The sequence below is a fragment of the Mesorhizobium sp. M0854 genome (assembly GCF_040319815.1).
GTDB lineage: Bacteria > Pseudomonadota > Alphaproteobacteria > Rhizobiales > Rhizobiaceae > Mesorhizobium.
This window is the reverse complement of record NZ_JAMYOL010000022.1, coordinates 1-14,270: the sequence shown is the minus strand read 5'-3', so window position 1 is coordinate 14,270 and position 14,270 is coordinate 1. Positions and strand designations below refer to the sequence as shown.

General features: G+C 59.9%; 10 protein-coding genes. 4 read left to right on the top strand and 6 right to left on the bottom strand.

Annotation, left to right across the window (positions count from 1 at the left end; translation table 11 throughout):
* Positions 1 to 108: 108 nt before the first annotated feature.
* Both NKH99_RS24870 and NKH99_RS24865 read right to left on the bottom strand, forming a co-directional pair.
* A complete protein-coding gene (locus NKH99_RS24870) occupies positions 109 to 321 on the bottom strand; it encodes a cold-shock protein (RefSeq protein ID WP_023679670.1) in 213 nt (70 codons plus the stop codon).
* 290 nt (positions 322 to 611) lie between these two features.
* Positions 612 to 1,040 carry a hypothetical protein gene (locus NKH99_RS24865; RefSeq protein WP_352780513.1) on the bottom strand — a complete coding sequence of 143 codons (429 nt, stop codon included), beginning with the start codon at positions 1,038 to 1,040 and terminating at the stop codon, positions 612 to 614.
* An 829-nt stretch (positions 1,041 to 1,869) separates the two neighbouring features.
* Here NKH99_RS24865 and NKH99_RS24860 point away from each other — a divergent pair.
* The gene (locus NKH99_RS24860) at positions 1,870 to 3,288 is read left to right on the top strand and encodes a M16 family metallopeptidase (RefSeq protein WP_353016067.1); all 1,419 of its coding nucleotides are present in this window, start codon (positions 1,870 to 1,872) and stop codon (positions 3,286 to 3,288) included.
* A gap of 510 nt (positions 3,289 to 3,798) precedes the next feature.
* Positions 3,799 to 5,256, top strand: coding sequence for an NAD-dependent succinate-semialdehyde dehydrogenase (locus NKH99_RS24855; RefSeq protein ID WP_353016175.1), 1,458 nt, complete (start codon positions 3,799 to 3,801; stop codon positions 5,254 to 5,256).
* Positions 5,257 to 6,085: 829 nt separating this feature from the next.
* Here NKH99_RS24855 and NKH99_RS24850 read toward each other — a convergent pair.
* The 4 genes from NKH99_RS24850 to NKH99_RS24835 form a co-directional block, all read right to left on the bottom strand.
* Positions 6,086 to 8,086 carry a class I tRNA ligase family protein gene (locus tag NKH99_RS24850; protein WP_353016065.1) on the bottom strand — a complete coding sequence of 667 codons (2,001 nt, stop codon included), beginning with the start codon at positions 8,084 to 8,086 and terminating at the stop codon, positions 6,086 to 6,088.
* Positions 8,087 to 8,421: 335 nt separating this feature from the next.
* Positions 8,422 to 9,201, bottom strand: a complete 780-nt coding sequence (locus NKH99_RS24845; protein ID WP_353016063.1) for a phytanoyl-CoA dioxygenase family protein — start codon at positions 9,199 to 9,201, stop codon at positions 8,422 to 8,424.
* 496 nt (positions 9,202 to 9,697) lie between these two features.
* Entirely contained in the window at positions 9,698 to 11,002 is a 1,305-nt protein-coding gene (locus NKH99_RS24840; protein WP_353016061.1) for a lysine N(6)-hydroxylase/L-ornithine N(5)-oxygenase family protein, read from the bottom strand.
* A gap of 202 nt (positions 11,003 to 11,204) precedes the next feature.
* Positions 11,205 to 11,396, bottom strand: a complete 192-nt coding sequence (locus NKH99_RS24835; protein ID WP_353016058.1) for an iron-sulfur cluster assembly accessory protein — start codon at positions 11,394 to 11,396, stop codon at positions 11,205 to 11,207.
* A 1,175-nt stretch (positions 11,397 to 12,571) separates the two neighbouring features.
* On the opposite strand from NKH99_RS24835, the gene NKH99_RS24830 reads away from it, so the two are divergent.
* Both NKH99_RS24830 and NKH99_RS24825 read left to right on the top strand, forming a co-directional pair.
* Positions 12,572 to 12,973: a hypothetical protein gene (locus tag NKH99_RS24830; RefSeq protein WP_352753643.1), complete on the top strand. Its 402-nt coding sequence runs from the start codon at positions 12,572 to 12,574 to the stop codon at positions 12,971 to 12,973.
* A 166-nt stretch (positions 12,974 to 13,139) separates the two neighbouring features.
* Positions 13,140 to 13,820, top strand: coding sequence for an OmpW/AlkL family protein (locus NKH99_RS24825; protein WP_353016173.1), 681 nt, complete (start codon positions 13,140 to 13,142; stop codon positions 13,818 to 13,820).
* Positions 13,821 to 14,270 lie beyond the last annotated feature (450 nt).

Below are 14,270 nucleotides of genomic sequence, written 5' to 3'. Positions count from 1 at the left end.
CGACGCCAGCAGCAATCTGCTGCCCTCAGTTTTTGCTCGCTCCTATCGAGCGGCCGTGAGGACCTCCGGACCTACGCGCCCACTCTTGCCAAGACGCAGGAGAAAATTTCAACCAGCTTTGCTGAGGCTGCCAGCGGAGGATTTGCCGGTGCGGCGATCCTGCTCGATCTCATAGTTGATCTTCTGGCCGTCAGCGAGGGTCGAGAGGCCCGCGCGTTCGACAGCGGAAATGTGGACGAAAACATCCGGACCGCCATTGTCGGGCTGGATAAATCCAAACCCCTTGGTGCTGTTGAACCACTTTACCGTTCCAGTAGGCATATACGTGTTCCTCCTTAACAATTGCAACGTGGGCAGGCCATTAGGCCTGCCCGACTCATAGCCGAGACTTGGGCACAGCAAAAAGCGAAAAATTGTTAAGCCCCGATCAGCTGGCGCACTCCATTTTGGCCGTAGTCGCCAGCAAGCAGTGTCCTACACTACCGCTCGAGCACGGCCGGAAGCGCCCGATCCTTCCAACGCTCCTCAGCGCCACGTCTATGGCTGGTGCTTGGAGGCACGGGACGTAAGGCCGACCGCTGCTCGTGCCGCCAGGTCAAAGGCCGGGTGGTTCACGGAGCTACCTTCGTGCATAACGGCTTGGCAAGCGCTTGAAGGAGTTTCGAATTGGATTGTTTCAAGAGGGTCGAGGAGTTAATCGATGCCACCAGCGTGGAAGCGATCGATAACGCGCGCGTTTTGCTGGACCAGTTCAAGGGCAAGTCAGAAACAATCGCCCAAGCGATCGATGACTTCCTACTTGATTTCATGACCTTGCTGTTTGTGGTAAAAGCTACGCGCGAGCGGTTCCACAATCCGGCGAAGCGGTTGGCGCGCATCAGATTGAGCAGGATCAGGCTGTTACTCACCCGATGCTCTTGACCTAAGGGACCACGCCGCCAGGGATGCTTTTGCAGCCGCAAAGAAGGCAAATCTGTTCGCCGGCAAACCGAGCACAGCCAGGCGGTATTTACGCAGATGAATTCGATCGCGACCGCCAAATTCTCCTGTTTGGTACCCAGCGACGACGGCAAGCGCGGACAGCTTCCGTGCTGCTGTCCTCCAGCGACAAACGTGCCTGCATGCCCCTCCACGGCGAGCTCGACGGTTGTTTCTTACGTTTGACCAAGGTCCCGCGCAAACACTCCCCTTTCCCGCAGCAACTCATCAGGCTCAACGGCCTCGCGGCAGGCGCATTACGCCAGAAGCGCGCAACCGCATCGTTTTTTCCCGCCCGAGTCCTACGATCTTCGTTTTCCAGCGCCTCGCGGATATCGCCCAACTTGCCGATTTTTGGATCAGATCCGTCCTAGCGCGCGAGCAGGCTCCGCGCTCGAGTTGGCTGGGCTGTTCACGCCTCTGCCCTTCAGCATCGACCCGGTCTGGCTGTCGCGGACAGGGTTCCGCTGGGGCGACCAACATCTCCATTCTCACCGTCAGTGCAGCGGCCATTCGAAGCGCATCCTATACCCCTCCCCGGCAGCGCGCCCAATCGAACGAAGAAGATATTCTCAGCCGCACGCGTCGCGTTCGGCCCTGTCCGATGTCCGACAATGTCGGATGCGCAGCATGGCAGAGCCTGATTTGTCCACATGCCTCGAACGGTTTCTGATCTGGCACGGTGCATGCTTGGTCATCCGCAAGGCTCGCGGACCAAGGAGAATCCGTCCCATGATCAGCTCACCAAGAAATACCGCCGCAGATCTCCTGGGTCCATCCAAAGATGAGGCTCGAGGAAGGCCTGGCCCCATGAAGAGCTTATTCATCTGGCTCGGCGCTGTCCGCCGATCCCCCCATGGGGGGAGACGGGGACGCAGCGCCTTCATCGAAATGAGGAACAAATCACTTTGCCTCAAACCTTGCCTTTCGACCAGCCACCACAACTGGAGCCATCGATCGTCCGCCTGGCTGCGCAAGGCGTTCATTGCCACCGCGCTGGCCCTGGTGACGACCGGTCCGGCTCTGGCCGCCACCGACGACGGCAAAGTGACGGATTTCCTGCTCGACAACGGCATGGAAGTGGTCGTCATCCCCGATCACCGCGCGCCGATCGTCACTCATATGGTCTGGTACAAGATCGGCAGCGCCGACGAGCCACCCGGCAAATCAGGCCTTGCCCATATCCTCAAGCATCTGATGTTCAAGGCGACGACTAACCACGCCGCCGGCGAGTTCGACCGAGCCGTCTCAGCCATCGGCGGCTACAACAACGCCTTCACCGCCTATGACTACACCACCTTCGTCGAGACGGTGGCGCCCTCGGCGTTGGGTGAGATGATGGGCTTCGAGGCCGATCGCATGTTCAACCTCATCCTCAACGACGATGATATTAAGACCGAGCGCGACCTGATCCTGGAGGAGCGCCGTTGGCGCAGAGAGACGAATCCGCAGGCTCTGCTGGACGAGGAGGTCAACGCGACGTTGCGGCAGAACCAGCCCTACCGCATTCCGGTCATCGGCTGGATGCAGGAGATGGAGAAGCTGAAAACCGACGCATTCACCATCTACAACAAATACTACCGACCGAACAACGCCGTGCTGGTGGTGGCCGGCGACGTAGAGCCGGAGACGGTGAAGGCGCTGGCCGAGAAGACCTATGGCAAGGTTGTGCGCGGGCCGGACCTGCCCCCGCGCAACCGCCCGCTCGAGCCGGAGCAGAACACCAGGCGCACAGTGACGCTGACCGATGCGCGCGTTTCGGTGCCGAGCTTTTCCACTCAATGGGTGGTGCCGTCCTATCATACGGCAGAGCCCGGCGAGGCCGAGGCGCTCGACCTGCTGGCCGAGATCCTCGGCGGCGGTAACCGCAGCCGGCTATATCACGAGCTTGTCTTCAAGCAAGGCATAGCCTCGGCGGCCGGCGCCTCCTTCCAGGGCACCATGCTAGACGACACCAATTTCACCATCTCCGGCTCGCCGCGCGGCGATGCAAAGCTCGTCGATCTCGAAGCGGCGGCCGTTGCCGAAGTCGCCCGAATCGCCAAGGATGGCGTCACCAGCGACGAGCTGGACAAGGCCAAAGACCGCTATATCCGCTCGGTGATTTTTGCGCACGACGAGCTGGACCACATCGCCAACATTTATGGCAAGACGCTCACCACCGGTGGCAATGTGAAGGACGTGCTCGAGAGGCCGGACCGCGTCCGCAAGGTCACCACCGACGAGGTCAAGGCGGTCGCCGCGCGTTACCTGGTGCTCGACCATTCGACCACAGGCTATCTTTTGCCGCAGCAACAGGCGGGGAATTGATCATGAGCTCCATCCCCATGCAAATGCGCCGGCCGGTCTTCCCTCGGCGCGCCTTCGCCACCCTGTTCCTCTCCATCCTCTTTCTCATCTTGCGCGCGCTCGCCGGGTAAACGGGATCTGTTTAAAGCCGCGAGGAGCGGTTTTCGCGGGCCTTGCCAGGCATTTGCCGGTTCAGGCGTCATTATTGGGGTGCGCTCCTCTTTAAGCCAGCCTCTCTTCGAGTGGATAGAGTTGCCGATTCGTGGTCCGCAGATTGTAGGCGCAGGCCACCAGCATCCCACTCCGCGCGGCTGGCGAAGCCGATGTCGGTTGTTCAATCGTTCGACTAGTAGAACCGCGAGGCATCTTCTAGCGTATTCAGGTATTCTCCCTTTCCAGTCGGGTACCGTGGTCTATCAGCTGTCTGGCCGAGGCCCTATAAGGAACCCGGACGTCGCGGAGTACACACCGCACCTGCTATATATACCTGCTGCGTTGAGGAGGAATCCGGTATTGCCCCTGTGCCTGCCGATGATCCGTCACCTGAGATCCCCCGACCTGTTTGGACCCATTGATCGCCTGCCGGCACTTGGCACGCGGATTAGCGAGCGGACATTCGAGGTCCTCAACCCGTCGACTGGCGAAGTGCTGGCAGAACTACCCGACATGGGTGTCGAGGAGACATGCGCTGCGATCGACAAGGCCTATGTCGCTCAGCCTGGATGGGCAGGGTTGACCGCACGTGAGCGCAGCGACGTTCTATGGCGATGGCATCAGTTGATCATCGACCACGCCGACGATCTCGCCGAGATTCTCACCGCGGAGATGGGCAAGCCGCTTGCAGAAGCCAAGTCGGAGATATCGCATGCTGCGGCGTATCTGCAATGGTACGCCGAGGAGGCCAATCGCGTCTATGGCGAGACGATCTCCGCACCATCGATGGACCGCCGAATGCTGGTAATCAAGCAGCCCATCGGAGTTGTTGGCACGATAACGCCATGGAATTTCCCGGCCTCGATGGTGGCGCGCAAAATCTCGCCAGCCTTGGCGGCGGGCTGCACGATCGTCCTCAAGCCCGCTGAACAGACGCCGCTCGTGGCGGGAGCAATGTTCGCCCTCGCCCATCAGGCTGGCTTTCCCGAAGGCGTCGTCAACCTGATCTATGCGTCCGAAGGTGACGCGGTCGGCCGCGAACTTTGTACCAATCCCAAGGTCCGCAAGATCAGCTTCACCGGGTCGACTGAGATCGGGCGCCTGCTCATGCGCCAGTGCTCGGACCAGATCAAAAAAGTCAGCCTTGAGCTCGGCGGCAATGCACCTTTCATCGTCTTCGATGATGCCGATATCGATGCCGCGGTTGACGGTGCGATCCAGGCGAAGTTCCGCAATGCCGGCCAGACCTGCGTTTCGGCGAACCGCCTTTACGTCCAGTCGGGCGTTCACGACGAGTTCGTCGAGAAATTCGTGCAACGGGCTCGCCAACTTCAAGTTGGTGATGGTTTCGCTCCCGGAGTGGACATCGGACCGCTCATCGACAAGCACGCATTGGCCAAGATCGAATCCCATATTGCCGATGCCGTCGCCAAAGGCGGCGCAATTCGCTGCGGGGGCAAACGCATCGGCACGAATGGCACTTTTTTCCAACCGACAGTCCTGACCGGTGTCTCCAGCGAGATGACCGTCGCGCAAGAAGAGACATTCGGGCCGCTAGCCCCGATTATTCGCTTCAAAGATGCGGATCAGGTCGTGCGTGAGGCCAACGACACGATCTACGGCCTCGCGGCCTACTTTTATGCCTCCAACCTGAAGCGTGTCTGGCGTGTGGCCGAGGCCTTGGAATATGGAATGGTCGGGGTAAATACCGGCCGGATGTCTTCAGAAGCGGCGCCGTTCGGTGGGATAAAACAGTCCGGCATCGGGCGGGAGGGATCCCGCCATGGCCTCGAGGACTACCTCGAAATGAAATATCTCTGCATGGGCGGCATCTGAATTTTCGGCTTGCAGGGTTCACAGCCGGGTAACCTAGCGAGCGATCTCCAAATATGTGAATTGTAGGATCGCTCCTCGATTGGGAACTGAGGGGCGGCTCCGTACCCGAGCAAACACGCAATCCTGAAGGAGCACCCGGGCTGGACTTATCTCTCGACGAGACAAGCGTCTGCTTTGTCGGCGAAGACGGCGTGCTTGTGACGGAGGATACGCTTGCGAGGGATTTGGCGGCCCTCGCCGACTATCTTCAGGCGACGGGCTGTCGTTGCGCGGGTCTGGTTGGAAGCTTGTTCACCATCGCGATCGTGAACGCTGGCTGTGCGCAATATCCGGTTTCTGGGGCAGAATTTTGAACCTGCTACCTTCCGATTGTCAGTAGCTCAGTTGTTCTTCGGCCGACTGCCGCGCCGGTACAGGCTCGGCCAGAATCGAAGATACCATCAGGCAGGCATTCGCATTCGACATTCCGGTGATCGGCGCACAATCCAGGGCGCGCCATGTTGACCAAGCGCCTCGAACCGCATGACAGTCTTGACCGGCTGGAGGACGGAAATCCCGCGATGCCGAAGAGGTTGGTCAGCGCAGTCGAGCCCACACGGCATTTGCGGCACGAAACAGCAAGGGCTGGGAAGCGATCGGCCGAGCGGTCCTCGAAGGCGCGGGCCAGGGTGTCGACGATGCGTCGGTTCAGGTCCGCCAATCTGGTCTCTACCGTCTGATAGCGGCTTCGGTCGCCAGTGACAGCGAGTAAAGATATTTGGCATCATCGGCTTTGATTGCCGCGCAGATCTGGTCGAGATTGGGATAGCTCACTGGTGCACCTTTGGGCTCATAGTGCTTCCTCCTCATCGAGATGAGGATTGCCGGATTTGGCGTAGAAGACCAACACGGGTCCGAGATCAAAGCGCGTCCCGGGCGCAAGGCGCTGGACGGACCGGGGCCATGTTTCGGTTGAGACGCCATCGATGCCTCGCGCCAGCGTTCTGGCGAATCGGGGCATCAGCGGAGCGAGTGTCGCTGCCAGGATCGCAGCGGCCGTCGTCTGAAGGGCTAGCGAAGTCCGATTGCGGGCGGGATAGAAACGTCGCGCCGCTGCATAGTCTTGCGCCCGACGGTAGATCACGCAATCGCGCACGAAATCGCAGACCTGAGCGGCCGCGCGCCGGACCGAGAAGCCTTCGTCCGAATAGGCGCGCTCCATCGCCGCGCGATAGATCTCTATCCGAGCAAAGAAGGCGCGGTCGACCGGGCTCCAGTCGCCTGCATCGGGTACACGGCCGGCAAAATCCTGCTTGATTTCCTGGTTCAACGCATCAAGCCAGTTCAGCCACCCTTGGAACACCTCGTTCTCGGTGCGGCGCAGCGCGTCCAGCGTGAAATCCGTCCGCTCACCTTCCGGGCGCGTCAGGCCCAAATGGAGGCGCACGACGTCGACTGTCTTTGGGCTCAGAACCTCCTTGCCCCAGACCGCATGGCGGCAGCTGGTTGAGAACTTCTTGCCGTCGAGCAGGTAGAACTCGTTGACGTGATAGTGGATGCGTGGCGTCCAGTGGGAGAAGACCTCGGCGTAAAGAGCGGGGTAGAGTAGCGCGTGGTAGAACGAATTGTCGAAGCCGAAGAAATGGACAATCTGCCAGTCGTTGCCGGGCATCTCCGCCTTCCAGTCGCGACCCAGCAAGCGGCCGAGCGCCTGAATGTTGTAAAGAAAACCGAAGGCCATTTCCGGCCAGACCCAGATCACTTGCCCCGGGAACCCTTCGGCCGGCAGGCCCCAGTCCGAGGGGTGGGTAATGGGCACTGAAAATTTGCCACGTCGGCGTAGGCGCGCGAAGAGATCCAAGATCCGTAGCGGGACGCCCGACGCCCTTAGATGCCGGTCGATATTGTCGTAGCATCGGTCCAAGGCAAGTTCTGGGCGGCGGACGGAGCCGACCAGCGGCGCCTCGGCAGACTGCCGTGACCGGGCTGCGCCCAAGTCGTGGCAAAGGTTTGGGGCGCCGCATTCCTCGCAGATGTTGCCACCGGCGGAGCCGCCGCAATCGGGGCAAAGGCCGCTAACATCCGGCTCGTAAAGATAGTGGCCTGTCACAGCATCGAAAAGCGCAGGGCTCTGGCGCAGATCTACCGCCGTGCTGCTCAGAAGTCTGCGGAAACACGCGGCTTGAAACTCGCCGTAACCGTCATCGCCCATTGTGGGTTGGAAGCTGTGGACGTCACAATCGAGAAGTGCAAGCGTGGCGCGAATCTCGTCGGCGTAGTAGCGCGCCACGGTTGCAGGCGTCGATTGATCGGCATCGGCGCGTGTCGTGACGTAGCTCTGGTTGTCATCGCTTCCAGTGAGGTGATATGCTTCGACTCCTTTCATGCGCAGGAAACGAGTATAGACGTCGGCGCCGAAATAGGGGCCAGAAAGATGCCCCAGATGCAGATCGCCATTTGGCGTTGGCGGCGTGGAGAAGACGAAGAGCGGCCCGCGTGGAGCCGTGGTCTTTGCAGCGGCATCAAGGGCGGCCTCGCCGTCTCGCCAGTAGACATCGACGAAATCGAGGTCTTCGTTTCCGTCGTTGCGCAGCACATGCGCTTCAAAAGGGTGGAACAGAACGACATCGCCCGCCTCGACCGAGATTTCCCCACGGTCGGTCGTGACCTTGCCCGCGCCAGAGAGGACCACGAAGGCCTCAATTTCGTCGTGTCGATGGGGCTCGGATGTGACGCCGGGTCCAACCTTTCCGAATGAAAACCCCGTGCGAGCGCTTCCCGTTCCAAGCGTGGCCATGTCGATACCGAACGCCCGCGACAGCTCCGTTCGAGAAAACCTGTATTTGCGCATGACGAACCTAAGCTGTTGAAGCAGTGGGATCTTCGGCTGCCAACGCAACAGTCTCCCGTGCAATTTTTGGAGAGAAACGGTAGCCCGACCCGTTGGCGCCCCCGGCCAGGATAATGCAGCTCTGGGCCGCCAGGCGGGCGACGAGGGGGGCGCCAGTCGGGCTGTAGGCGTCACAGAAGACCGCCCTGCGACCACCTCCACAATCCACGTGCCGAAGCGTCGTAACGGGCTGCGGTCGATGCTCCGCGAGCCCGCAAATCAGAACGCCATACTCTCCGCGCATTTTTGAGCGGTCGATCAGTTTCGTGTGCATGCCTCAGCCTGGCTGCGTGAGCTCAATCGCGATAGAAAATGCCATTTGGGGGCTTGAGTTTGTCGAGATCGGCCACTTTGCCCTCGGGCGGGTTAAGGGCGCGCTTAAGCACGTTATATTCAGCGCGGGTCGGTCCACCGGTTGAAGCACGCTGGAATACCAAGTAGAGTGTCCGCCGCGAACGATTGCTTTTGTTCGGTTGTGAGTAGTGCGGTGCGTAATCGTCGAAGATGAAGATGTCGCCAGCCTTCCATACTATGGGTTCCCAGGAGAACATTTCGGCGACTTGAGGATCGATCACCCCACCGGCATCCATGGGAAACACCCCCTTCTTGTGGTTGCCGGGGCTGAAGAAAAGCCCGCCGTTTTCCGGGTCGGAGTCGTCGATGCCTATGGCAACCACCGCATGGACCATCCGGTCGGGGAGTTTGTGTGGAATGTGATAAATGTCCTGATGCGGGAGATAGCCGCCGCTGTCGGGGTAGTGGAAAATCAGCAACTCCTTGAGCCTGCGCGAATCTTCGCCAAGCAAATCCTCGACCGCTGACTTTATGCGCTGATCTTCTAAGAGCAAACGACGCAATGGATCATGGAAGTCGAGAAAATTCTCGATCTTGGAGATGATCTTTCGATTGTCCGTCGTCTTCTCGAACCACATGAGCCATTTATCATCGCTGACATCCCAGCGTGACATATCTTCGACAAAAGTAGAGATATCTTCCTGAGCCGCTGGAGCGAAGAACCTTTCAAGCCTGACGTATCCGTCTTTCTGCCACTTTTCTCTTTGTGCATCAGTCAACATGCGAAAAGCCTCCTGTTGGAAAGACTGGTTGGTCGGACATCCCAATTAGAGCAGTCGGACGCTGGTCAACACGGAAACGGACTCACGTCATGTGGGACGGCGATGCTAAGTGCGTTCCGCTCCGGCGGATATTCTCCGCAGAAGCTCGGCGCGAGACTGCCTATGTCAGGCTCAGCCGGGTCCAGGGGTTCCGTAAACTGGGCCGGATCAATCGCTTCACCCGGTCCAGCCACGACACGCATCGCTAAAGGCCGGCACCATCCGCTGACCGCCGACCCAGCCATGGCCGCCAAGACCACGGCGCTCTTTCGAGTGAGCGACCTGGTACGGTCTTGACAACCGTAGGGGGAATGCACCCCCCCAGAATAATGCGATGCGCCGCTTGGTCCAAGGGCTTGTTCGGTCACGATGATTTCGGAGAAGCCTCCGGCCTTCGCCGCAGCGGAGGCGGACATCATTCCTAGGATGCCACCGCCGATGATCAAAAGTCTACGAGTCATATCCCGCTGCCCATTTCTTCGGCTGCGGGGGCGGGCCAGCTCTCGATCGAGGTATGGCTGATGAAGCCAGGATGCTCGGGGTTCGCGCATGGCGCGCGCCCAAGAAGGCTATCGAGGATGCGGCGCGCGCGCCAGGCCAGCAGGCTTAGGTTCGGATCGGCCAGGCCGCGCTGCCCGAGGCTCGCGTTTTGTACGAAGATGCGTCTGTCACCCGGTCCGTCCCAGCTCACCGAAAAATCCTCGCGAATAGCTAATTCATTGTCGATCTGCTCCAGCCGGTGCGCGATGGGTTCCAAGAAGTCTGGCACCGCGTTCTCGTAACCGGTGGCCAGGATGACGATGTCAGCCGTGACTTCTTCGACCTCGACCATGCCGTGCTGCAGGGTCAGCCTGTGACCCGCGCCGGCGTTGAGGCAGTGCGAGACGGTGCAGCCCGGCCGCAGTGTGATGTCGGATCGGTTTGGCTCGAAAAATGCGTGGCGGTACAGCGCCTGATAGATCGCGCGCAACGTGCTTTCCGAAATGCCGTCCGAGGCAAGCACGAAACGCCGCAGGAGCAGCTTACGCTGCGACTCGCTCATCGCCGCGAAACGATCCGAAAAGCAGGGCATGAACAACTCGTTTGTGAACGGGCTGTTGTCCAGAGGCAGATAGTTTTCGCGCTGCGAGACCCAAGTGATCGAGGCAGGCCGCCGTTCTTTCGGCAGGCCGACAAGATGCAACATCACCTCGGCTCCCGACTGGCCTCCGCCGACCACGCAGACATGCTTTCTCCGCACCTCAGGGTGGATGTGCAGTAAAACAGATGAGTGGAACAGGTTGCGTCCAATCCAGCCCTGAAACTGAGGCGGAATTTGCGCCTGCTTGCCAATGCCGACCACGACGTTTCTGGCGCCGAGAACCGCCTTATCCGTCCGCACCCGAAACTCGCCGTCAAAGCGGATTTCGTGCACGGTCTCGCCGCCATGGACAAGTGGGTTCCTGTGGAAGGCCCAGTTCAGGTACTGCTCAAACTCAGCTCTGAACACAGCCTCGAACTGTGCGTTCAGGAAGTGGTACAGACGCCCGTTCTCGTACAGGTAGTTTACGAAAGTGTAGGCTGATCGCGGATTCACCAGCGTGACCAGATCCTTGAAGTGGCTCACCTGGAGCTCTGAGGAATCGAAAGCGATGCCTGGATGCCAGCGGAAGTCGACCTGCCGATCCAGGAACAGTGCCCCTTGCCCAACTTGCTCGTGTATCTGACACGCAAGGCTCAAATTAGACGGCCCAGCACCGACCCCAACGCAAGATAACTCCACTTGCTTTCCTCCTATAGAGTCTTCCCACTAGGCGCTTGTTCGCGGCGAATATCGGCCATAGCCATTGGGCCCCCTCGCGGACGTTTCGATCCCCGGTGCCGACGGATTTGCGAGAATTGTCCTGCGGGTTGTCGAATGTAGACCCGAGCATTCCAGCGCGGTGACAATCGACGGGTCATGCCGGCGACGTGGGTTGGGGCCATCAACGTATATCCTTTCCGCCCGCCTCGATGACTGCGTCGCCGTTACGCGAGACGCTTTCCAGGCCCATCAGGTGTTTGAAGCCGGCCGAGGCGCCCGCCTCGACCATGACGCGCCGGCCTTTCGCCGGCTTGGTGGCAGGCAAGAGCGCGGGTTTCAATGCGGCGACGGCATTTTCGGTGCGCATGATCATGGACGACCTCTCGCTGATGCGTTCGCAGAATCCCGTGCATGGGCCGTGCCAGAGAAGGAAAACCTTGTTAAACAGTGGGTTGGCGGATTTGCGATCCTGTCGGAAACCCGACATTGAGGGGGGACGCCTACCGGCGGCGCCCGATTTGCACGTCGATGTCGCCTTTTCCGAATAGCTAATCGGGCACCTTCTGCACCGAATACTTCTCATGGAGACCGGCACGAAGCCTTCATGAACGGACAGTGCATAACCTGGTGTCTCTGCCGGACAGATCGCGATATGCCGTCTCCCATCGAGGTCGGCAGTTGTAAGAGCTGCCAAATCCTTCGCCCTATCGTGCCGTTGCACTGGCTCGATCCCGACATCCTCGGAGGCGGCGATCATGAAGAGTGACGCAATCTCATGTCCGCCGCGACGCCTCTCTCATGAGGAAGCAATTCTGTGTGTTGGTGTCGGATCGATGCTCTTGATGACATGGTTGCGGATGGGCGCATGCCCAGACCTGAGCGCATCAATGATTGCGCGATCTGGGACCTTCACCCTTCACCAACTGGATTGTCGAACTCTGTAAAGATAGCGGGAAGGAGAATTGCGTTCTGACCACTCTGCCGGTTCCAAAAGCACGACGCCATTCGGTCCCTGCGACTCAATCCAGGCGGAGGGATGAGGCCGCACAGCAGTCTTTTGCGCGCCCACCGGTCGGCCAGGATGGAGCCGTCGTAAACGCAGTTATTCGATGATCGCCGCCGCGGAGTCCTCAGGCTGTGCCGCGCACGACACCAGCGGCGTAGTGGTCGTCGATCGCCCCGTCGCCGATGTCGATCCGAAGCTCGGCCAGTTTCGCGGTGAGCTTCATTGCAATTCCGCCGTGCCCACCGAGCTCGCACAGGAGGTTCTATCAGGCGGTCACGGCTGCACTCGTTGTCGGGTCTTCGACAAAGTCGGACATGAGACACACCGCAATCAGAGCCATGTCATTGTTGTGAAATGATTTTCCCGTTTGGCACGACACGTGCAAGGCTATCCGCAAACGCGCTGCGGCAAGGACTGAGGAGAAATCATGCCATGATCAAGCTCGCCGAACATGCGGTCGCAGCCGCGAAAACTGGCCTTTCCGAGCCGACAGGACGTTGCGGCTGTTTTCCAGTCGACATCATTCTTCACGTTATCCGGACATGACCGTATTCGATTTCCGCCCAACGCTGAATGCTCCGTACGATGATCCCCATCTTTGGCTCGAAGATGTAGAAGGAGAACAGACACTTGCCTGGGCCGCCAGCCAGTCGGCCAGGACCCTGAGGCACTTCGGTGGAACACAGTTCGATCGCGACCACGAGGCCCTGACAGCGATCTTCGACCGTCCTGACAAGGTTCCCGTGATCACGCGCCGCGGTCAGTACCTCTACAATTCTGGCAAGATGCCGGAAATCCGCACTACTATGGCGCCGGGACCACCCTTGCCGCCTATCCGCCGATCCTGCTCGCCACCACGAAGCGGGACGACCGCGTCCCACCCGGGTCACGCGCGTAAGACGGCCGCAAAGCTGCAGGCCTTTGGTTATCCCGCTTACTTCTAAGTGAGTACAGGTCGATGATTGCGAGCACGGCGCAAATAATGGGTGCGCGGTCCCACGCAAACTGCGCATGCAGCGCTCCGCCAGTCACGCAATTCGAACAAGACTTTTCGTAGTTCAGTGCATCATTTCTAAACAGCAAGGAGAGAATATCATGGCGAGAAACCAAATGCGCGCGGCACGGGGAGTAACAGCGGCCGTTTTCCTCATCGTGATGGGACAGCAGGCCGTCGCGGCGGACCTTGCGCAAGCCGCGAGCGTCCCGCAGGCGGGAGCCTCGGTCACGGAAGCGCCAAGCCCTTGGCAGATCCGCCTGCGTGCGTTGGGGGTCGTCACTGAGGATTCGGGCTACGTCAAAGCAGTGCCCGGCTCCGATCTTTCCTATTCGAACACGGTGACGCCGGAACTCGATATCTCCTATTTCTTCACGGACAACATCGCCGCCGAGCTCATACTCGGCACCACCTATGCAAACATCGGGGGCCAAGGAGCGATCGGCGGGCTGGGCAAGATCGGCAAGGTTTGGCTGCTGCCGCCTACGCTCACATTGCAGTATCATGTTACCAATTTCGGCGCTTTCAAGCCCTATGTTGGTGCCGGCGTGAACTACACGATATTCTATAACCAGGATGTCGGCAGCGCCGACGCTCTCAAGGTTAGGGACACGTTCGGCGCCGCGCTGCAGGTCGGGTTCGACTACATGGTGGATCAGCATTGGGGCGTCAACTTCGACGTGAAGAAGCTTTTCCTCAAGCCAGACTTCGACGTCACGGTCGACGGCGCGAAGCTGACGGGGAAGGCTGCGCTCGATCCGTGGTTGATAGGCGCAGGTGTCACCTACCGCTTCTGATACGCAACGCGAAGGCGGCCCTGCTGACAGCCGATCTGAAATGAAGGGCGCCTCGGGCGCCCTTTCCACGCCGGCGGTGCACGGCGAGTCGACCCGGATCGATTAGAGGGGTGGGGCCTTGTAACCCTTGGGTGGGGAGGTGTCCGAATCGGAGGAATGTTCTGATCAACTTCATGCGATGACCATCCAACGCATAGCAGCCGATTGTCGGGGATACTTGAAGAAGCCGTTGTTAAGAGTGGGCGTCCCCGCCTGCACCCGACCAGGTACTTGCCAGTAGCAGCCGACAGGCTGCCCCGCGCCAGGGGCGCGAAGCCGAACGGGGCAAGATCGCTGAAGCCTGCCGAAGAAGACCGGGCGCGGTTCACGAGCAGCCGGGGGGGGCCGCAGGGGGCGCGGGGCGGCTGGGTATATATTGTGTGTGGGGTGGCGTGGGGGGGTTTTTGGTGG